We start from the raw sequence: 22,360 nt of genomic DNA on the forward strand, positions 1-22,360 counted from the left end.
GCCTATCTCCTGTAGCCCTCGCTAACCTTCCCTACAAATGGGAAGGTTAGATGGCGTTAACTACACGCCATACCCCATCATCTTCATAATATTTTGTGCCTGTTGAACGGCCTCTTGGCGATGCGCAACGCCCAGTTTTTGATACAAATTACGAATATGAGTTTTAATCGTTGTTGCGGCAACGTCGAGCTCACCGGCAATTTGCTCATTGCTATAGCCAGAATAAATCAGCCCTAGAACCTGCCATTCTCGCTGGGTTAACGGGCTGGTACGAATCAGCTCCGGCACCTGTGGATGATTAAGCAGTCGTTCAACAAAGCCCTCATCAAAATGCGCAAACTTATGCCGATGATGCTGATTGATATCACGCAGAATGCGCTGAGCGCGGTGCTGATCCAGCTCTGGTAGCGTATTGAGCTGCAAGAGCTGACGCAGCTGCTGTGCCATCACCTCGCCCTCAACCACAAAATGACTGACAAAACCGGTACGGTTAGCCAAACTTAGCGCTTCAATCAATACCCGCAGCGCTTCGCTTTTGCGATCGGTGCTCCAATACAGCAAATTGCACAGCAGCAGGTTACGATTGAGATCGCTCACCAAACGCAAACGCCTTGCTTCTTCGTTTAGCTCATCAAGTACTACTTCGGCTTCTTCATAGCGTCCTAGCAGAATTTGCACTCGCGCAATGTTGCGCCACTGACCTTGTAGAAAGTGGTTATCAGCCCGCGACGGTTTTTCTGCCTGCATCAGCCACTGTGTCGCAGCTGCGCGGTCGCCGGTCATCTGCCACGCAATCACCCGCGGCTTATCAGTATTAGTTTGCCAGTCTCGATGGTAGCGGCCAGACTGCAATAAATTCTCACAGCGCCGTAAATACTGGTTAGCATTGTCCAGATCGCCACGCGCTAAAGAGCACTTGGCTAACATCGCCAAGCACTGTAACTGTTGCTGCGGTTCGTAGTTCGCCAGCACCTCGAGACCTTTGCGGGCAGCGTCTTCTGCCTCGTCTAAACGCATCCACGACCACAAAACCTGCGAGCGAATTCGCAGCAGGAACTCATGCATCGGCAATTGCTCTAAATGCTGTTCATGGATCAGCTCAAAAGCTTTGTCCTGAGTCTCATAGGCTGCTTGCAAAAAGCCCTGCGCAATGAGGATTTCACTCTGTTGCAGCATTGCCCACAGCGCGTAATGGTAGGCCTGATGACGGCGCGCAACCTGCTCCGTTTGTTGCATCATCGGCAATGCACGGGCTAAATCGCCTTTGCAATGATGGACTTCGCCCATCACCGAGCTGGTGACAATACGGCTGTAATAGCTGCTGATAGGCAAATGTTTTAACGCTTCAACCGCCAGCCGCTCGGCGTCGTCAGGGCGACCATCGTTGATTGCCACCTGCGCGCGCAGCGCATCAAACTCGGCCAACATCACGCCATCTATTTCAATTTTCTGCACATGCATTTCATGCTCGGCGCGCTCCAGCAGAGTATTCACCTCGCTGTAACGATGTTGGCTCTGTGCCAGCCACGCTTGTAGCAGAGCCAACCGAGGGTTTTGAATCAGTTTTTCATACGGCAGGGCTTTTAAGCACTCTTCCAGCAACGAAAGCTCGCTTTGATGGAACAGCTCCCACGCATGCTGGAGTAGCACATCGCGCAGCATCTCTACGTCGCCTGCGGCTAATGCATGGTGGATTGCCTCAGCAGGAAAGCCCTGATCGAGCCAGCCTTGAGCTGCTCGACGATGAAGATCGGGCAAATCTGCCGCCAGTTCCCAATGGCAACGCTGACGTAAAAAGTTGGCAAATAATGGATGGAAGCAAAACCATTCGCCGTCAGCGTCCATTCGATGAATAAAAAGCCCCTGCCGCTCAAGCTCTTCCAACTGCTGTTGGCCGTTATCTTCACCGGTTAAGCGAGTCAGTAGCACATCATTCATCGAGCGCAGCACTGAGCAGCGCAGCAAAAAGTTACGCGTCGTGGCATCAACGCGATCGAGCACTTCATCCACCAAATAATCAGAAAGATGGCTGGCGTTGATCTTCGCTAAACGCCGCGCCGACTCTTGCGCCGTGGTTGTTGATTGACGCACCGAAAGCGCGATCAGCTGCAACGCCGTTGGCCAGCCTTCCACCTCATCGCACAGCTGATGGCTTTCAATGTCCGCCATCGGCGATTTCAAACGATGATTGAAAAACTGTGACGCTTCTTGATGGGTAAAAGCCAGCTGCTTAGTGCCTACTTCTAAAAGCTGCTCGCGCACGCGTAAATTGGCGATGCCCAGCGGAGGGAGCGTGCGTGACAATAAAATGACGGTGAGATTATCTGGCTGATGACGCAGGAAGAAGCGCATCGCCTCATGGATTTGCGCATTAGCGATCAGATGATAATCATCGATAACCAAATACAACGGTGCCGACCAATCAGAAAGCTCAATAAAAAGCTGAGCAAATAGCGCCGGAAGCGTAGCGTACTGATGCTTTTGGCTCATCGCTTCGCTTTTGCTGCAATGTCCACCGGTGGCTTGCTGCAATGCGGCAATTAAATAGCTGGCAAAGCGCTCGGGTTGGTTGTCGCTTTCATCCAGAGAAAACCAGCCTAAATGCGCATTTTCCTCTGCCCACTGCGCTAATAGCGTGGTTTTACCATAACCCGCCGGCCCGTTAACCAATACCAGACGGTAGTTACCGGCTGACGCAAGCTTGGTTAATAGCCGTTCGCGTACCACCGTATTTTGTAGCCGCACCGGGCGACTTAATTTCGACGGAATGAGCATGGTAAAGTCCCACAAAGAAAGCCCAAAGCAAACCACAGCAATATATAAGTTTTAAATATTGCTTATTTATTTCGCGCTTCGTAATTAATTAGTCCTGTTTAACTTGGGATATCACACCAATTAATGCAACAGAGCATCACGACTAGGTAGCAGGAAATTGCAGTCGATCACACTTCTCACATCTTCTTACATCTTTGCTGGGAAAATGACTCGGTACGGTTTCATTGATTCTTTGTTTAGGTTAGCACCTCATCTTTTCCCCTCGCTGGCATGAGGCCGCATTTCAGCACGGCTACCCTCGACATAGGAACATTTTTGCTCCTATTCTTAATCCTTTAGTTGCAAGTTTATTGCACAAAATTTGTCGGTTTTATGGGCTACATCTTGGTAATCAGAGCTGAATTTACACGCCTGTAACGCGAAAGATAACGGGTTTGGATCACAGTTTTGACTACGCCCCGCCCCTCCTCCCCGCCTCATCCCCCTTCGGGAGGATGTTATAAAACCGGTGGGTCGGCAGGATAACGTCAATTCCTGAACTTTATGCTTTGAGAGAGACTGATATGTCGCACATACCATTTGATAAGGACGTATTCTTGGCGGCGCTTACCCGCCAATGGCAGCACTTCGGACTAACCGCATCGAACCAGATGACGGAGCATCAATGGTGGCAGGCTGTGAGTGCGGCAATCGCCGAGCAGCTGTCTGCGCTACCACAGCCAAAAGCCGTGGCAAAAAGCGAGCTGCGCCATGTTAACTACCTATCCATGGAGTTTCTGATTGGGCGCTTAACCGCAAACAATCTGATTAATCTGGGCTGGTATGACGCCGTAGAAAAAACCCTCGCTGCGCACGACGTTCTGCTCAGCGATTTGTTGGAGCAAGAAACCGATCCAGCGTTGGGCAACGGCGGCTTAGGTCGTTTAGCGGCCTGCTTCTTGGACTCCATGGCAACCGTTGAACAGCCGGCGACAGGCTATGGCTTGTGCTATCAATATGGCCTCTTCCGTCAGTCCTTCAGCGAAGGTCACCAGATGGAGGCACCAGACAACTGGGAGCGCGAAAGCTACCCGTGGTTCCGCCATAACAGCGCCCTGAACGTAGACGTTAACTTTGGCGGTAAGCTTATCAAACAGCCGGACGGTTCGGTGCGATGGCAGCCAGCGCTCACGCTGCGCGGCGAAGCATGGGATTTACCAATTCTTGGCTATCACAACGGCGTGAGCCAACCGCTACGCCTGTGGCAGGCCACTCATGCGCATCCGTTTGATTTAACCAAGTTCAATGATGGCCAGTTCCTCAAAGCAGAAAGCGACGGTATTGAAGCCGCCAAGCTTACCAAAGTGCTTTATCCTAATGACAACCATCAGGCCGGTAAACGCTTACGCCTAATGCAGCAATACTTCCACTGCGCCTGCTCCGTGTCTGACATTCTGCACAAACACCATCTGGCAGGCCGCAAGCTGGCTGACTTACCGAAATATGAGGTGATTCAGCTCAACGACACGCATCCAACGATTGCGATCCCAGAACTGCTGCGCGTACTGCTGGACGAACATCAAATGTCCTGGGATGAAGCGTGGGCCATCACCAGCAACACCTTTGCCTATACCAACCATACGTTGATGCCAGAAGCTCTCGAATGCTGGGACGAGCGCTTGGTACGCAACCTGCTGCCGCGCCACTTTGACATCATCAAACAGATCAACGCGCGCTTCAAAAAACGGGTTCAAAAGCAATGGCCTAACGATGAAGCGGTATGGGCCAAACTGGCCGTTCACTACGATAAACAAGTACGCATGGCAAACCTATGCGTGGTGGGTGGTTTTGCGGTTAACGGCGTCGCCCAGCTGCATTCTGATTTAGTGGTCAAAGACCTGTTCCCTGAATACCACCAGCTCTGGCCCAACAAATTTCATAACGTCACCAACGGCATCACGCCGCGCCGCTGGCTAAAACAGTGCAATCCTGCGCTGGCTAGCCTTATCGACAAGACGCTGAAAAAAGAGTGGGCTAACGATTTAGACGTGCTGAAAGGCCTTGAGTCCTATGCCGACGATGCGAAGTTCCGTCAAAAATATCAGGCCATCAAACGCGACAACAAACTCGCGTTAGCAAAATACGTTAAAAACGTGATGGGTCTGGAGCTCAACGTCGATGCAATCTTTGATGTGCAAATCAAACGCCTGCACGAATACAAACGCCAGCACCTGAATCTCTTGCACATTCTGGCCCTGTATCACGAACTGCGCGATAACCCGCAGGCTGACCGCGTACCACGCGTTTTCCTGTTCGGCGCCAAAGCCGCTCCCGGCTACTATTTGGCTAAGAATATTATCTACGCGATCAACAAAGTCGCTGAGAAGATCAATAACGATCCGCTGATGAAAGGACGCCTTCAGGTCGCATTCATTCCTGACTATCGTGTTTCCGTTGCTGAACTCATGATCCCTGCGGCTGATATCTCTGAGCAGATCTCCACGGCAGGCAAAGAGGCGTCAGGCACCGGCAACATGAAACTCGCCCTCAACGGCGCATTAACCGTGGGGACGCTGGATGGTGCGAACGTCGAAATTGCACAGGAAGTCGGCGAGGAAAACATCTTTATCTTCGGCCAAACCGTAGAACAGGTGAAAGCCACGCTGGCCAAAGGCTACCAGCCTAAGGCGATTTATCGTAAAGATAAGCAGCTGAAATTGATTCTGGATGAATTGGCCAAAGGCCATTACAGCAACGGCGATAAACAAGCGTTCGATCAAATGCTGCATAGCCTGTTAGACGGCGGTGACCCGTACTTGGTCTTGGCCGATTTTGCCGACTACTGCCGTGCGCAAAAAGAAGTGGACGTGTTATATCGCGACCAAGAGCAATGGACTCGCGCCACAATTTTAAATACCGCACGCGTTGGTATGTTCAGCTCTGACCGGTCAATCCGCGATTACCAGAAGAGAATCTGGCAGGCAAAGCGTTAAGGAGCTGTTCCATGCAAGAGAAAACAACGCCACCAATGGAACAAATAACGGAGCATCAGCAGGCCGAGCGTAAGCTACTGGAAAGTTTGGCGGCGGAAGCGGGTATCGCTGCCAGCTACATCAATGCTCACGGCAAACAACAGGCGATCAGCGCGGAAACTAAGCAGCGCCTGTTGGAAGCGATGCATCCATTCACGCCGACTCAGGTCGGCTCGCCGGTTCCGCCGGTGATGGTGTTTACCCAAGGCCGTCCATGTATTCTCAATCTCCATATCACTGGAGAGTACACTTGGGCGCTCGCGCTTGAAGCCCACTCGTCTGACAAACCGGCACATAGCGGCGCTAATCTCCAAGAGAATCTCCAAGGGACTTTCCAAGGAAAAGTACAGCGACGCAAAACGCTGACGCTGCCGCGCGATCTACCGCTGGGCTATCATCAGCTCACGTTAAGTGATGAAACACAGCAGTGGACTTGCCAGATTATCGTTACGCCTCAACGCTGTTATGAACCAGATGCCTTGCTGACTGGCCGTAAACTTTGGGGTGCCTGCGTACAGCTTTATACGCTGCGGTCTGATAATAATTGGGGCATCGGCGACTTCGGCGATCTCAAACAGATGGTGCTAAACGTGGCTAAGCGTGGCGGGGCATTTGTCGGCCTCAATCCGATCCACTCGCTCTACCCTGCTAACCCAGAAAGCGCCAGCCCTTATAGCCCATCCTCACGCCGCTGGTTGAACGTGGCCTACATTGATGTCAACCAAGTAGAAGAGTTTAAACACAGTGAAGAAGCCCAAACGTGGTGGAACAATAGCGAAACGCAGCGATGCCTAAGCGAGGCCCGGGCCAGCGAATGGGTCGATTACTCCAGCGTTATCTCGCTGAAGATCAATGCGCTACAGCGAGCATTCCCCGCGTTTATCCAGCAGAAAAGCAGCAATAAGCGCCTGAAAGCGTTCCGTCAGTTTGTTGAACAAGGTGGTAATAGCCTGTACCAACAGGCAGCGTTCGATGCATTGCATGCACATCTGAATGCCCAAGATCCCACCATGTGGGGTTGGCCAGTATGGCCCGATAATCTGCGCAGCGCAGACAGCAGCGGCGTAGCCGATTTTTGCCGTCAGCACGCGGATAAAGTCGATTTCTACCTCTGGCTGCAATGGCTTGCGTACAGCCAGCTGTCTGAATGTTTCGAAGTTTGCCAGCAACAAAAGATGCCGATTGGGCTGTACCGCGATCTTGCCGTTGGCGTCGCCGAAGGTGGCGCTGAAACCTGGGGTGAAACCGGGCTGTATTGCCTGAAAGCCTCGGTCGGCGCACCGCCGGATATTCTTGGCCCACTGGGGCAAAACTGGGGGCTTCCACCGATGGATCCCCACGTTATAGCTGCGCGTGCCTATCAGCCGTTTATTGATATGCTGCGCGCCAACATGACCTGCTGCGGCGCATTGCGTATCGATCACGTGATGTCGATGCTGCGCCTGTGGTGGATCCCCTATGGTGAAACCGCCGACAAAGGCGCCTATGTGCGCTATCCGGTTGATGATTTGCTGGCCATTTTAGCGCTAGAAAGCCAGCGAAATCAGTGCATGGTTATCGGTGAAGACTTAGGAACGGTACCCGTTGAAATCATCGCTAAACTGCGTGATTGTGGCGTCTACTCCTACAAAGTGCTCTATTTCGAGCACGATCAGGAAAACAGCTTCCGCGCACCGCAGTCATATACCGTACAGGCGATGGCAACCATCACCACCCACGATCTGCCAACGCTGCGCGGCTATTGGCAAGCGGATGATTTGCATTTAGGCAGGGAGTTGGGGCTTTATCCCGATCTTGAGGTGCTGAGAAAACTGCATCAGGATCGCGAGGCGGCTAAACAAGGATTGCTGGATGGCCTACATCAATATGGCTGTATACCGCAAAAGGTTGGACGGCGCGCTGAACGCTTAGCCATGAGCCCGGTTCTCAACCGAGGTTTACAACGCTACGTAGCGGATAGCGCCAGTGCCTTACTGGGCCTACAGCCAGAAGATTGGCTGGATATGGAAAAGCCCGTCAATATTCCGGGCACCAGCGACCAGTATCCCAACTGGCGGCGTAAACTCACTAAAACCCTAGAGCAGATGTTTAACGATCCTGATATTAATTTGCTTATCAGCGATTTAGATAAACACCGCCGTAAGGTTTCTGCGGCTTAACCCAAAGCCTCTCCCAATAGACCGCGAAAACGATTTTCGCGGTCTATTTTTTCACTCATTCTTTTTTCCCATTCGTTATCACGAAAAATAACCCTCCGTTTAGCAAATGTATCTAGAAAAGCTGGCTATGCTTAAAAATGGTTAATTTATAAGTTAGCCATCCAATAAAAAAGCCAGCAGACGGTGATGCTGTAGCGATTTGTGCCTTTGTGTTTTTACTCAAAAATTATCGAGTAACACTCACAAAAAATATTCTGAATGGCGGGCATGATGTCTATTAGCAATTATTCAGAAACGAATGATTGAATGATGGATTCATGCTGTGAATCTAAGGAAGAATGCCATGTCCGTACTTCCCAGCAGTCAAATGCTGCAACAGCTTCTAGCGGGTCATTGTGCTGACCCTTTTTCTATCTTAGGCATGCATCAAACATCCAAAGGTTTGGTGGTACGCGCTCTGCTGCCAGATGCAACGTCCGTACAGGTGCTCGATCGCAAAACCACGCGCATGGTTGCTCAACTTGATCGGATCGATGAGCGTGGTTTCTTTACAGGCCTATTGCCTCGTCGTAAAAACCCGTTTGATTATCTACTCAACGTCACGTGGAACGATCATCAACAAATTATTGAAGATCCCTACCGTTTTGGTCCCCTCCTCGGCGAAATCGATAATTGGCTGCTCACCGAAGGCAAGCACCTACGCCCCTATGAAAGTTTAGGTGCCCATCCCACGCATCTGGCTGATATCAGCGGCGTCAGCTTTGCCGTTTGGGCACCGAATGCGCAGCGGGTTTCCGTGGTCGGCGAATTTAATTTTTGGGACGGCCGTCGCCATCCCATGCGTATCCGACAAGAGAGCGGCATTTGGGAGCTTTTCATTCCCGGTGTGCAGGCGGGTCAGCTGTATAAATTCGAGCTTATCGACGCGCATGGGCACACCGTGCTTAAAGCCGATCCCTATGCCTTTGAAGCGCAAATGCGCCCAGACACCGCTTCGCTGGTAACCCCATTGCCAGACAAAGTCCCGCCAGATGAAAAACGCAGCGCGGCTAATCAGCTCAACGCGCCGGTTTCCATCTATGAAGTGCATCTGGGTTCATGGCGACGCCACAGCGATAACAACTTCTGGCTCAGCTATCGCGAAATGGCGGAACAGCTGGTGCCCTACGTCAAAGATATGGGCTTCACCCATATCGAACTGCTGCCGATCAACGAACACCCGTTCGATGGCTCATGGGGCTATCAGCCGCTAGGCATGTACGCCCCAACGCGCCGTTTCGGTACACCAGAAGACTTCCGCTACTTTATGGATAAAGCGCATGAGGCAGGGATCAACGTGCTGCTGGATTGGGTTCCGGGCCATTTCCCCAGCGATACTTGGGGCTTAGCTGAGTTCGACGGCACCGATTTATATGAATATTCAGATCCGCGTGAAGGCTATCATCAGGATTGGAACACGCTGATTTATAACTATTCCCGCTATGAAGTACGCAACTTCTTAGCCGGAAACGCGCTGTATTGGATGGAGCGTTACGGCATTGACGGCCTGCGCGTAGACGCCGTCGCTTCCATGATCCACCGCGATTACAGCCGCAAAGAGGGAGAATGGATCCCAAACTGCTTCGGCGGAAACCATAACCTCGAAGCCATCGATTTTCTGCGCTATACCAATAAAACCATCGGCGAACAACGCCCCGGCGCCGTCACCATGGCAGAAGAGTCCACCGACTTTCCCGGCGTTACGCTGCCGCCCGATGCCAACGGTCTGGGCTTCCACTACAAGTGGAATATGGGCTGGATGCACGACACGCTGGACTACATGAAGCTCGATCCGGTCCATCGTAAGTATCACCATAATTTAATGACGTTTGGCCTGCTGTACGCATGGAGTGAAAACTTCGTGCTGGCGCTGTCGCACGACGAAGTGGTGCACGGCAAACGCTCCATGCTCGACAAAATGCCCGGCGATGCATGGCAAAAATTTGCCAACCTGCGCGCTTATTACGGTTTTATGTGGGCTCATCCGGGCAAAAAACTGCTGTTTATGGGCTGTGAATTTGCCCAAGGCCGCGAGTGGAATTTCGAAACCAGTCTTGACTGGCATTTGCTGGAAGGTGAAGACAACTGGCACAACGGCGTGCAGCGTCTGGTGCGCGACCTCAACCATTGCTATCGCGACTATCCGGCGCTGCATCGCTGGGATTGCGATGCGCGTGGTTTCCGCTGGCGCGTCGTCGACGATCATGAGAACTCGGTGTTTGCCTTCGTTCGCCGCGATGAGGCAGGCAACGAAGTTTTGGTTGTCAGCAACTTCACGCCAGTACCACGCGAGCGTTATCGCGTCGGCGTTGAGCACGCAGGACACTATCAAGAAATCATGAACACCGATTCTTATTATTACCACGGCAGTAATTTTGGCAATCAGGGAGGCATTGATAGCCAAGCCGTAGGTAGCCACGGCTGTCCGTACTCTATCGAGATCGCCGTGCCGCCGCTGGCGACGCTCTATTTACAGCTAGCGCCTCAACCAGCGTCACCCTCGGAGGCTGTGTCTGATGCTAAAACCCGGTAATCCGGGCCCGTTGGGAGCCCACATCACGCCCGAAGGCGTCAATTTTGCGCTCTTCTCGTCTCACGCGACGCGGGTTGAACTGTGCATTTTTGACAAAACCGGACATCAGGAATCCTACGAGCTTCCAGCACGCAGCGGCGACGTTTGGCACGGGCTGTTACCCGGTGCAAAAGCAGGGCTGGAATATGGTTATCGCGTTCATGGCCCTTGGCGTCCTGAAAAGGGCCAACGCTTTAACCCCGCTAAATTGCTAATCGATCCCTACGCTCGCGAGCTCACAGGTACATTGCCATTGGACGATCGCTTGTGTGGCGGCCTACACGAGCCAGACTGGCGTGACGATCGCAATGTCGTTCCACACTGCATCGTGCGCGAAGAGACCTACGATTGGGAAAACGATCGCCCCCCTCATGTTTTATGGGGGGATACCGTGATTTATGAAGCCCATGTACGTGGACTTACCCAGCAGCATCCGGGAATTCCAAAAGAATTACGCGGCAGCTATGCCGCTCTTTCTCATCCGGTGATGATTGAATACTTAAAGCGATTGGGCATTACCGCGTTGGAATTGCTGCCGGTGCAGCTGCATGCCGATGAACCTCGCTTACAGAAAATTGGCCTAACCAACTATTGGGGCTACAACGTTCTCGCCCCGTTTGCCATCGAGCCTAGCTTTCACTCTGGCCGCAGCAAAACTACCGCACTGAGTGAATTTCGCGATGCGGTCAAAGCGCTACACGCCGCCGGAATTGAAGTCATTCTCGATGTTGTTTTTAACCATACCGCCGAGCTGGACGAAACCGGCCCAATGGTGTCGTTACGCGGCATCGATAACCGCAGCTATTACTGGCGCAATGCGCAGGGCGCGTTGGAAAACTGGACTGGCTGTGGCAATGCGCTGAGGTTAACTCAACCACATAGCGTGCAGTGGGTCATGGACTGTCTGCGCTATTGGGTTGAAGAGTGCCATGTGGATGGTTTTCGCTTCGATTTAGGCACCGTGCTTGGGCGCAACGCTGATTTTCATCGGCATGCGCCGTTGTTTATTACCATCGCTCAGGATCCTGTTCTCTCTCGGGTGAAATTCATCGCTGAGCCGTGGGATATCGGCCCCAATGGCTACCAGCTTGGGCATTTTCCTCTCACCTTTTCGGAATGGAACGATCGTTATCGTGATGAAGTTCGCCAGTTTTGGCTACAGGGTTCTCTCAGCGCGGGCGCGTTTGCCGAGCGTTTTGCGGCCTCAAGCCAGCTGTTTCGCCATCACGGACGCGCACCGTCGTCGAGCATTAACCAAATCACCGCTCACGATGGCTTTACCCTGCACGATTTAGTGAGTTTTAACGACAAACATAATCTGGCTAACGGCGAGGAAAACCGCGACGGAACTAACAGCAACTACAGCAACAACCACGGTGTTGAAGGAATAGACGCCGATGAGAACATTCAGCGCCGAAGAAACCGTAGTCAGCGGGCGCTGCTCGCCACGCTGCTGCTCTCACAAGGTGCGCCGATGATCCTGGCCGGTGATGAAATGGGTCACAGCCAGCAAGGCAACAACAACGCCTATTGCCAAGACAATGAAATCGCTTGGCTAGATTGGTCCTGCGCAGATACCGCATTAACGGAGTTCACCGCCTCGCTGATTCAGCTGCGTAAGCGCATTCCTGCGCTCTGCGCCAACCGGTGGTGGGACGAAAACGATGGCAACGTTGTTTGGCTGAACGCCCATGCACAGCCACTCACGCCAGATGAATGGCAGGCTATCGCTCCGTCACTGCTACAGATCCAGCTATCTGGTGACTGGTTAATTATTGTTAATCCAGCGCAAGACGACGTCGAGGTTTGCCTTCCTACGGGTCATTGGCAAGCGTCTGCGCCATTCAACGCATTGGATACCGTAAACAACACTGAACGCGTGGTCATGCCTGCACACAGCATATGCGTACTGATTCGTTCATAGCCCTACAACGCGCAGTCCAAGGCCTAAAGAGCGGACTGCACGCATCAAAACAAGGAGTCAGAAATGGTTAAGTCAGAAAATCAGAACCAGTTGATGTTGGCCCGTCAATTACCTCAGCAGTCTGTGGCCCTGATTCTGGCAGGTGGCCGCGGCTCTCGCTTGAAGGATCTCACCAAAACGCGTGCGAAACCGGCCGTTCACTTTGGCGGTAAATTTCGTATCGTCGATTTTGCGCTATCGAACTGCATCAACTCAGGCATTCGTCGTATTGGGGTGATCACCCAATATCACTCGCATACCTTGGTGCAGCACATTCAGCGTGGTTGGTCGTTCCTGAACGAGTCAATGAATGAGTTTGTCGATCTCCTGCCCGCCCAGCAGCGTGATGCGTCAGAACATTGGTACAAAGGAACCGCCGACGCGGTGTATCAAAATTTGGATATTATTCGACGCTATGACGCTGAATTTGTGGTCATTCTCGCTGGTGACCATATCTACAAAATGGACTATTCGCGCATGCTGATCGACCACGTGGAGAGCGGTGCCGGATGTACCGTGGCCTGTATCCCCGTACCGCGTAGCGAAGCGAGCGAATTTGGCGTGATGGAAGTTGGCGACGATCATCAGATTTTGAAGTTTCTAGAGAAACCACAGAATCCACCCGCTATGCCGGGCAACGAAGATATGTCGCTCGCCAGCATGGGCATTTATGTATTTAACGCAGAATATCTTTATCAGTTGCTGGAAGAAGACATGAGTCTCACGGACTCCTTCCACGATTTTGGTAAAGACCTGATCCCCAAAATTACCGCGCAGGGAAAGGCTTGGGCACATCCCTTCACGCTTTCCTGCGTCACGAGCACCGACGAGCACGACGTTGCCCCGTACTGGCGCGACGTTGGAACCTTAGATGCCTATTGGCGTGCCAATCTCGACTTAGCTTCGGTCACGCCAGAACTCGACATGTACGACAAACGCTGGCCAATTCGCACCTACATGGAATCACTGCCGCCAGCCAAGTTTGTCCAAGACCGTTCAGGCAGCCACGGTATGACCATGAACTCCTTGGTGTCGGGCGGCTGTATTATTTCAGGCTCCGTGGTCGTTCACTCGGTTCTGTTCCCTCGGGTTCGCGTTAATTCGTTCTGCACCATTGATTCATCTGTTTTATTACCTGACGTCAACATTGGCCGCTCGTGCCGCCTACGCCGCTGCATTATCGATCGCGCCTGCGTTCTGCCTGAAGGCATGGTGATTGGGGAGAATGCAGAAGAAGACAGCAAGCGTTTTTACCGCTCTGAAGGCGGGGTTGTCTTGGTCACGCGCGAAATGCTGGCTCGTTTATGAGATGAAGTGTTGGGTGTCGCTCCCGGCAAACAGAAAGGCTGACGGGAGCATCACTCAATTTGACTGAGGATTATCGATGTACGTATTGCACGTCTGTTCCGAACTGTTTCCCCTGCTCAAAACAGGTGGATTAGCCGACGTTGTCGGTGCAATGCCTGCTGCGCAAATTGCTCAGGGAGCTAATGTGCGCGTTCTTCTCCCCGGATTTCCGGCGCTGAAAGAAGGGATCCCTGAAACACATGAAGTCGCCACGCTAGATACCTTTGCCGGTCGCGTTACGCTGCGTTTTGGTCATTATCAAGGCGTTGGTATCTATTTGATTGATGCCCCGCATCTTTATGACCGCCCCGGCAGCCCGTATCACGATCAGGCGATGTATGCCTACTCAGACAACCATCGCCGTTTCGGCTTGCTGGGATGGATAGCCGCCGAACTGGCCAGCGGCTGCGACCACTATTGGCGCCCACAGGTGGTTCATGCTCATGATTGGCATGCAGGCCTCGCCTGCGCGTATCTGGCGGCGCGTGGTCGCCCAGCTCGCTCTGTGTTTACCGTGCACAACCTTGCCTATCAGGGCTTATTTTCAGCTCATCACATGGCTGAGCTGTATCTACCACAGGATTTCTTCCAGATCTATGGACTGGAATTCTATGGCCAAATCTCATTCTTAAAAGCCGGGCTGTTTTACGCCGATCACGTCACAACGGTCAGCCCTACCTATGCGAAAGAAATCACCCGCCCTGAATTCGCCTATGGCATGGAGGGGCTATTACAGCAGCTTGAACGCGAAGGCAAACTCAGCGGCATTCTCAACGGCGTTGATGATGCGATTTGGGATCCCGCGACCGATAAACTCATCGCCAACTGTTATCAGCGAGAAAATCTCAAAGAGAAGGCGCTAAACAAACAGCATCTACAAACGGCCATGGGGTTAGAAGTCGATCCGGAGAAACCGATCTTTGCAGTTGTCAGCCGTTTAACCAGCCAGAAGGGATTGGATTTAGTGCTTGAAGCCCTGCCTACGCTATTAAACGGCGGTGGACAGCTGGCACTTCTCGGTGCGGGAGATGCTCCTTTGCAAGAGGCATTTCTGGCCGCTGCGGCCGCCTATCCCGGTCAGGTTGGCGTGCAAATCGGTTATCACGAAGCGTTCTCGCATCGGATTATTGCGGGCGCCGACGTTATTTTAGTACCGAGTCGTTTTGAGCCCTGCGGGCTAACTCAGCTGTACGGGCTGAAATACGGCACCCTGCCGTTGGTGCGCCATACCGGCGGCTTAGCCGACACGGTGAACGACTGCTCGCTGGAAAATCTCTCCGAAGGCAGCGCCAGCGGCTTTGTCTTTAATGACTGCGATACCAAAGATTTGTCGAATGCGCTCCGCCGCGCCTTTGTTCTCTGGACGCGCCCAACGCTGTGGCGCTACGTGCAGCGCCAAGCCATGGCGCAAAACTTCAGCTGGGAAAAAGCGGCCGTGAGCTATTTGGAGCTCTACCGCCGACTTTAGCCCAATAAAGATTTTATCGGCATTGTTGGCGCAAATTGCATAATTTGCCATCCATGCTGTAACCCATATTTTTCATTACCGGGGTGTACTGATTATGACTTCACCGTTTAGCTATACTTCGCCCGTTGTCAGCGTCGAGGCGCTCAAACACTCGATTGCTTACAAACTGATGTTTGTGGTTGGCAAAGATCCGTCCATTGCCAACCAGCATGACTGGTTAAACGCCACGCTATTCGCGGTGCGAGACAGAATGGTCGAGCGCTGGCTGCGTTCTACCCGCGCTCAGTTCTCGCAGGATGTACGTCAGGTTTACTATCTTTCGATGGAATTTTTGCTCGGCCGTACGCTCTCAAATGCCTTAATGGCGATGGGTGTGTATGACGAAACCAAGCAAGCCTTAGATGAAATGGGGCTCGATCTTGAAGAGCTTATCGATGAAGAAATCGATCCTGGGCTCGGCAACGGCGGTCTTGGTCGGTTAGCGGCCTGTTTTCTCGATTCCATGGCGACGCTCGCCCTACCGGCCCGCGGCTACGGTATTCGCTATGAATACGGTATGTTCAAACAGAACATCGTGAATGGGCAGCAGGCGGAGTCACCTGATAACTGGCTGGAATACGGCAATGCGTGGGAGTTCGTGCGCCATAACACGCGCTACCGGGTTCGATTCGGTGGACGTATTCAGCAGGAAGGCAATCGTGCCCGCTGGTTGGAAACCGAAGAGGTGCTGGCGCTGGCTTTTGACCAAATTATTCCGGGCTTTGACACCGATGCCACCAACACCCTGCGTTTATGGTCCGCGCGCGCCAGTAGCGAAATCAATTTAGGTAAGTTTAATCAGGGCGATTACTTCGCCGCAGTGGAAGATAAAAACCACTCGGAAAACGTGTCCCGCGTGCTTTATCCAGATGATTCCACCTATTCAGGCCGTGAGCTGCGCCTGCGTCAGGAATACTTCCTGGTCTCTGCGACGGTGCAAGATATTCTCCATCACCATTGGCAAACCCATCACACTTTACAGAATCTCGCCGAAAAAATTGCTATCCACCTGAACGACACCCATCCGGTGCTTTCGATTCCCGAATTGATGCGGCTGCTCATTGACGATCACAAATTCACGTGGGAAAGCGCTTGGGCCATCGTGGTACAGGTTTTCTCCTACACCAATCATACGTTAATGAGCGAAGCCCTCGAAACGTGGCCGGTAGACATGTTGGGCAAAATTTTACCGCGCCATCTACAGCTTATTTTCCAGATCAACGACCATTTCCTAAAAGACGTGAAAGAGCAATATCCTAATGATGATGCATTGCTCTCACGCGTTTCCATTATCGATGAAACCAACGGACGTCGCGTGCGCATGGCGTGGCTGGCAGTGATCGCTAGCCATAAAGTAAACGGCGTATCTGAGCTACATTCTGAACTGATGGTGCAATCGCTGTTTGCCGATTTTGCTCGTCTATTCCCGAACCGTTTCTGTAATAAAACTAACGGCGTAACCCCACGTCGCTGGCTGGCGTTGGCTAACCAACCGCTGTCAAAAGTGCTGGATGAAAACATCGGGCAGAGATGGCGCACCGATTTAAGCCAGCTCAATGAGCTATTAACACACATCGACTACCCGACCTTCATTCGCGATGTGCAACAGGCCAAGCTGCACAATAAAAAACAGCTCGCCCTGTATGTCGCGCAGAAGCTTAATGTGGTGCTAGATCCTAATGCGCTGTTCGACGTGCAGATCAAAAGGATCCACGAATATAAACGCCAGCTACTGAACGTGTTGCATGTCATCACCCACTACAATCGTATCCTGCAAGATCCCGAAAACGATTGGACACCACGGGTGAAGATCTTTGCGGGTAAAGCCGCATCAGCGTATTACAACGCCAAGCAAATCATTCATTTGATCAACGATGTAGCTAAAGTGATCAACAACGATGAGCGCATCAAAGGCAAGCTCAAAGTTGTTTTCATCCCCAACTATGGCGTCAGTTTGGCACAGATGATTATCCCAGCCGCCGATCTTTCAGAGCAGATTTCAACGGCAGGCACCGAAGCGTCGGGTACTAGCAACATGAAATTTGCGCTCAACGGCGCATTGACCATCGGCACATTAGACGGCGCAAACGTGGAAATGCTCAAGCATGTAGGTGAAGAGAATATCTTTATCTTCGGCAATACCACCGAGCAGGTTGAAGCGCTGCGTAATAATGGCTATAACCCGCGCCAAATCTACGAACAGGATCCTGAGCTAAACCAAGTGCTCACCCAAATTGCGACGGGCGCATTCAGCCCTGAAGATCCGCGCCGCTATGCAAGTCTCTTTGATTCATTGGTGAACTTCGGCGATCACTATCAGCTACTGGCGGATTACCGTAGCTATATTGATACACAGGATAAAGTGGATGAGCTGTATAAAACGCCTATTGAATGGACACACCGCGCGGTGATGAATATCGCCAATATGGGGTATTTCTCATCCGACCGAACGATTCAGGAATACGCGGATGAGATATGGAATATTAAAGCGGTGAAGTTGTAGAGCGAAAAGCCTCCCCTTCGCAGGGGGAGGAGCAGATCGAGGGTCTTTCAACCATCACTAAACAGTTCCCTCCCCTGCGAAGGGGAGGGTTAGGGTGGGGTCATGTCATGCAGTCGTTATGACTTATGCTCTGCCAGCCACTGCGCGACACGCTGCTTCTGAGCATCATCCAGCCACATACCTAACTTAGTACGGCGCCAGATCGCATCATCAAGCTCAACCACCCACTCTTCGGCAACCAGATAACGCAGCTCAGCTTCATACAGATGATGACCAAAGTGCTCACCCAGCTCTTCCAGCGATTGCGCGGTTCCTATCAGCTGTTCAACGCGAGTACCATAAGTGCGCACGTAGCGACGGGCTAACGCTTCCGGTAACCACGTAAAGCGGCGACGCAGCTGTGCAGCATAGCTATCGCGATCGGTGCCTAAATCGCCTCCCGGCAATACACCGTTTTTAGTCCATGCAGGGCCACAGTTATCGTAATAGCCAGACAGTTTCTCTAGCGCATGTTCAGCCAGTTTGCGATAGGTAGTGAGCTTGCCGCCGAATATGGAAAGCAGCGGTGCTTTGCCATCCTGATCGTGTACGTCGAGCGTATAGTCACGGGTGATCGCCTGCGGAGAATCTGATTCATCGTCACACAGCGGACGCACACCGGAATAGGTCCAGACAACGTCGTCTTTGCTTAACTGTTTCTTGAAGTGATCGTTATAAACCTTCAGCAGGTAATTCACTTCATTATCATCAATCTTCACATCATGCGGGTCGCCGTTATATTCCACATCGGTAGTACCGATGATAGAAAACTCATCCATCCACGGGATCACAAAGACAATGCGGTGATCTTCATTCTGCAGAATGTAAGCCTGCGGCTGATTATGGACACGAGGAACCACAATATGGCTGCCCTTGATCAGACGGATACCGTAAGGAGATTTCAGCTCTAATCCATTATCGAAGAAATGTTTTACCCATGGGCCGGTCGCATTCACCAGACCTTTGGCACGCCAGGTAGAGACTTCACCCGTGTCTGCGTTTTTAGCTTCAACAACCCACAATCCATTTTCACGATAGGCGCGTGTAACCTGAGTACGAGTGCGAACTTCACCACCGCGCACCACAACTTCTTGCGCGTTTAACAGCACCAAACGAGCATCATCAACCCAACAATCTGAATACTCAAATCCACGCGTTAAGCTGGATTTTAAGACCGATTCAGGGCCAAAGCGCAGGCCTTTGCTGCTTGGCAAGCTGGTACGTTTGCCCAAATGATCGTAAAGGAACAGACCCGTACGGATCATCCAAGCCGGGCGCAAATGCGGCTGGTGCGGTAAGCGGAAACGCATCGGGAAGGCTATATGCGGCGCAAGTTTCAGCAATACTTCACGCTCTGCCAAGGCTTCGCTCACCAAACGAAACTCATAGTGCTCCAGATAGCGCAGGCCACCGTGGATTAATTTAGAGCTCGCAGATGACGTGGCACAGGCCAAATCTTTAGCCTCCAGCATCAGAACGGAAAGCCCGCGTCCTGCCGCATCCGCAGCGATACCGGCACCGTTAATGCCACCACCGATAACGATCAAGTCTTTGGTTTCCACTTTCCCCTCCGGATGCTCGAAACAGTTCTAATTTTGTCGTTGATGATAAAAAAACAATCGAATAATGTTCGTTTGCGAGCATTATAATACTCACAAACAAACATTAGCGCCAGAAATTAACCAAACAAAAACATTTCAGCGTGATGAAGATAACAGTTGAGAGATAATAAAATTACATACTGTGTGGGTATTGAGACGCAGAGCCGCCCAAGCTGACGAACTTAGGCGTCGAAAGAGAAAGGCTAGTTACGAATTTCTTCGAGCAATTCTGGATACTTATCAAGCAGTTTTAACAATTTGATGGTTGAAACATGGGGCAGCGCTTTTCCTGTTTCGTAGCGCGAAAATGCGTTCACGCCGCCACCAAAGATCTCACCGGCTTCACTTTGGGAAAGGTTCAGCTTTTTTCGCATTGCCACCACGTACTCAGGATCGATAATGGACGCATTAACCTGTTTGTTGAACTCCGTCAAAATGCTGTCGATACGCAGAGATTCTTCTTTAAAAATCACGCCTTCCCCGCAGTCTAAACACCAATCGGCACCGACAGCTTTAACCACCGTAGACTGCCCTTTATAGGTAAATGGGATGTCACGGTAATCTTTAATCGTATTTTTAGAACCACATTCAGGGCATTGCATGATCTAACTCCTTAAACGAAACGATGAGGACATCATCAACAACCGTTAATTTCAAATAGAGAGACACCTTGTCCAGATGGCAATGGTAGACATCCTGCCAGATGCAATGGTCATCATAAGTTGTCATACTCTTATAGAACTCTTGAGGCGAAAGCTCACAGACAACGCGATACATATCAGCAAGGCCAAAATGCATCAACTCAGCATCGCGATGCGCTGATTTGGTTATCCTAATCATCCCCTTCCCAATCAAGTTCCGTACCTTTTCCAAACTGCAATGCGGCGTTCGCTTCTCCATCTGCTCTCCTTAGCAATATAACCTAATAGGTTAATTTTATCGATTAATAAACCATCAATAACAATTTATTGGAGCTTAAAATTGACTCAAGGACAGCCGCGCGTAACTGCGAAACCGATTCAGAGAAATTCGCGAGACTTACAGCGCTGCAGGCGCTTTTGGAATCTAAGGCACATTAAAAAGCGAAGAGAAAAGGCAAAGCAAAACGCACAGACCAAACTGGCTCTGTGCGTTTAGAAATAGAGAGGAAAAGACTTAGCAGATTTCGAGCTGAACTTCGTGCTGCTCGATGATTTTCTGAATACTGGCCGGTGGCTGTTCATCGGTGAACAGGTAATCAATGAGATCCATGTTGCCCAGATTCACCATCGCATTACGGCCAAATTTGGAGTGATCCGTAACTAAGATTACGCAGCGTGAGTTTTCGATAATAGCGCGCTTGGTGCGTACTTCATGGTAATCAAACTCCAGCAGTGAACCGTCCATATCAATACCGCTGATACCGAGAATGCCGTAGTCCAAACGGAACTGAGAGATAAAATCTAGCGTGGCTTCGCCCATGATGCCGCCGTCACGGGTTCTCACTTCGCCACCCGCCAGTATCAACCGAAAATCTTCTTTGCCCATCAGCAACGTGGCAACATTAAGGTTATTGGTGACGACACGCAGATTACGGTGATTCAGCAATGCATGCGCGACCGCTTCCGGCGTGGTGCCAATATCAATAAACAGCGTGGCGCCATCAGGGATCAGACTAGCAACGTGTTGCGCAATACGCGCTTTTTCCGCCGACCACATGATCTTACGATCGTGATAAGCCGCATTCACAGAGCTGGACGGAAGTGCTGCGCCACCGTGATGACGCTGAATTTTGTTTTGCTCCGCCAAGTCATTCAGATCGCGGCGAATCGTCTGCGGGCTCACCGCAAAGTGCTCGACCAATTCTTCCGTGCTCACATATCCTTGCTGGCGAACGAGATCGATTATCGCGTCATGGCGCTGTGTTTGCTTCACATCAATTCCCCTGAGTTGCCGGATGTCCGGCGGTTAGACGTTGCTCTTACGCTGATGTCTTGCGCTGATGGTGAGCATCCCAAAACGCCATCAGCAATCCAATCACTAAACCTGCAATATGCGCACCGTTTGCGACCGACATTCCAAACCAATCAAAATGTCCTGCCACCAGCCACAGCACTGAAAAAACCATCAGACCACGTGGCATATTGATGCCCATTTGCGGAGCACGTTCACCACACCACCACACATAGCCCATCAATGCATACACGACGCCAGACAGACCACCAAAATTAGAACCACTAAACAATGACTGCGCCCAGCCGCTCATAAAGGCCGCAACCAACGCAATTTGCAGCAGCTTGCCAGCGCCTAAGCGTTTTTCAACCTGCCCGCCAAGATACCACCACCACATGAGATTAAAGATGATATGCACCGCTGAGAAATGCAGAAACGCATGGCTAACCCAGCGCCAAACCTGAAAATATTGGCTTGAATCAGCAGGCCACGCCAGCCAGTTCATGACTGTCTCATCGCCCAACAGCAGCATTAACAAATAGACCACCACGCAGACAGCCGTGATCCCAACCGTTAAGGGGCCGGTCTGTCGGGTAAAGCTTTTCAGGTAGCTAAAGCTGCTATATTTCAGGCCGCTGTGCGTTGACCCCGCATGCCAGCTGGCCGCCTGATAGCGTGGATGCAAAGGTTCTTGAAGAAAGCGCGAGAGCTCCTGTTCAACCTTCGCCTGCTGGGTGCCATCGGCGAGCCAAAGCACAACTTCATCATTGTGCACTTCCAACTCTAAACGAACGCCCTGCGTCGCCATATAATCAATAAACGCCTGCGCCAGCCTTGGGTTAGGCAGGGAAATAATACGAACCATGAATACCTGCTTGTTAAAATGGGCACCATAATGATGCCTAATAGGCG

The 22,360-nt window shown here is 51.6% G+C and carries 13 protein-coding genes; 7 read left to right on the forward strand and 6 right to left on the reverse strand.

Features of this window, described 5'->3' with window-relative positions; all coding sequences use genetic code 11:
• Positions 1 to 60: 60 nt before the first annotated feature.
• Complete coding sequence (gene malT / locus AB3Y96_RS21030) at positions 61 to 2,775, reverse strand: HTH-type transcriptional regulator MalT (protein ID WP_072309401.1); 2,715 nt, start codon at positions 2,773 to 2,775, stop codon at positions 61 to 63.
• A 563-nt stretch (positions 2,776 to 3,338) separates the two neighbouring features.
• On the opposite strand from malT, the gene malP reads away from it, so the two are divergent.
• The 7 genes from malP to glgP all read left to right on the forward strand — a co-directional run bounded on the left by malP (position 3,339) and on the right by glgP (position 17,876).
• Positions 3,339 to 5,747, forward strand: a complete 2,409-nt coding sequence (gene malP / locus AB3Y96_RS21035; protein WP_367300135.1) for a maltodextrin phosphorylase — start codon at positions 3,339 to 3,341, stop codon at positions 5,745 to 5,747.
• 35 nt (positions 5,748 to 5,782) lie between these two features.
• A complete protein-coding gene (malQ, locus tag AB3Y96_RS21040; RefSeq protein ID WP_367300357.1) occupies positions 5,783 to 7,945 on the forward strand; it encodes a 4-alpha-glucanotransferase in 2,163 nt (720 codons plus the stop codon).
• A gap of 343 nt (positions 7,946 to 8,288) precedes the next feature.
• Positions 8,289 to 10,517 (forward strand): 1,4-alpha-glucan branching protein GlgB, encoded by a 2,229-nt coding sequence (gene glgB, locus AB3Y96_RS21045; RefSeq protein WP_072309398.1) that lies wholly within the window; start codon positions 8,289 to 8,291, stop codon positions 10,515 to 10,517.
• Positions 10,501 to 12,480, forward strand: coding sequence for a glycogen debranching protein GlgX (gene glgX, locus AB3Y96_RS21050; protein ID WP_367300136.1), 1,980 nt, complete (start codon positions 10,501 to 10,503; stop codon positions 12,478 to 12,480). Before glgB ends, glgX begins: the two co-directional genes overlap by 17 nt.
• Positions 12,481 to 12,543: 63 nt before the next feature.
• Positions 12,544 to 13,827, forward strand: a complete 1,284-nt coding sequence (gene glgC, locus AB3Y96_RS21055) for a glucose-1-phosphate adenylyltransferase (RefSeq protein WP_072309396.1) — start codon at positions 12,544 to 12,546, stop codon at positions 13,825 to 13,827.
• A 76-nt stretch (positions 13,828 to 13,903) separates the two neighbouring features.
• Positions 13,904 to 15,334, forward strand: a complete 1,431-nt coding sequence (gene glgA / locus AB3Y96_RS21060; RefSeq protein ID WP_367300137.1) for a glycogen synthase GlgA — start codon at positions 13,904 to 13,906, stop codon at positions 15,332 to 15,334.
• Positions 15,335 to 15,428: 94 nt separating this feature from the next.
• Complete coding sequence (gene glgP / locus AB3Y96_RS21065; protein WP_072309394.1) at positions 15,429 to 17,876, forward strand: glycogen phosphorylase; 2,448 nt, start codon at positions 15,429 to 15,431, stop codon at positions 17,874 to 17,876.
• Positions 17,877 to 17,992: 116 nt separating this feature from the next.
• On the opposite strand, the gene glpD is transcribed toward glgP, so the two are convergent.
• The 5 genes from glpD to glpG all read right to left on the reverse strand — a co-directional run bounded on the left by glpD (position 17,993) and on the right by glpG (position 22,313).
• The gene (glpD, locus tag AB3Y96_RS21070; protein WP_072309393.1) at positions 17,993 to 19,477 is read right to left on the reverse strand and encodes a glycerol-3-phosphate dehydrogenase; all 1,485 of its coding nucleotides are present in this window, start codon (positions 19,475 to 19,477) and stop codon (positions 17,993 to 17,995) included.
• Between the two features lie 242 nt (positions 19,478 to 19,719).
• The gene (locus AB3Y96_RS21075) at positions 19,720 to 20,118 is read right to left on the reverse strand and encodes a type II TA system antitoxin MqsA family protein (RefSeq protein ID WP_367300138.1); all 399 of its coding nucleotides are present in this window, start codon (positions 20,116 to 20,118) and stop codon (positions 19,720 to 19,722) included.
• Entirely contained in the window at positions 20,105 to 20,416 is a 312-nt protein-coding gene (locus tag AB3Y96_RS21080) for a type II toxin-antitoxin system MqsR family toxin (protein ID WP_367300139.1), read from the reverse strand. Before AB3Y96_RS21080 ends, AB3Y96_RS21075 begins: the two co-directional genes overlap by 14 nt.
• Positions 20,417 to 20,671: 255 nt before the next feature.
• Positions 20,672 to 21,430 (reverse strand): DeoR/GlpR family transcriptional regulator, encoded by a 759-nt coding sequence (locus AB3Y96_RS21085; protein ID WP_025799366.1) that lies wholly within the window; start codon positions 21,428 to 21,430, stop codon positions 20,672 to 20,674.
• A 46-nt stretch (positions 21,431 to 21,476) separates the two neighbouring features.
• Positions 21,477 to 22,313 carry a rhomboid family intramembrane serine protease GlpG gene (gene glpG, locus AB3Y96_RS21090; RefSeq protein ID WP_072309390.1) on the reverse strand — a complete coding sequence of 279 codons (837 nt, stop codon included), beginning with the start codon at positions 22,311 to 22,313 and terminating at the stop codon, positions 21,477 to 21,479.
• Positions 22,314 to 22,360: the final 47 nt, after the last annotated feature.

Origin of the sequence: Hafnia alvei (assembly GCF_964063325.1) — a bacterium.
GTDB classification, from domain to species: Bacteria; Pseudomonadota; Gammaproteobacteria; order Enterobacterales; family Enterobacteriaceae; genus Hafnia; species Hafnia alvei_B.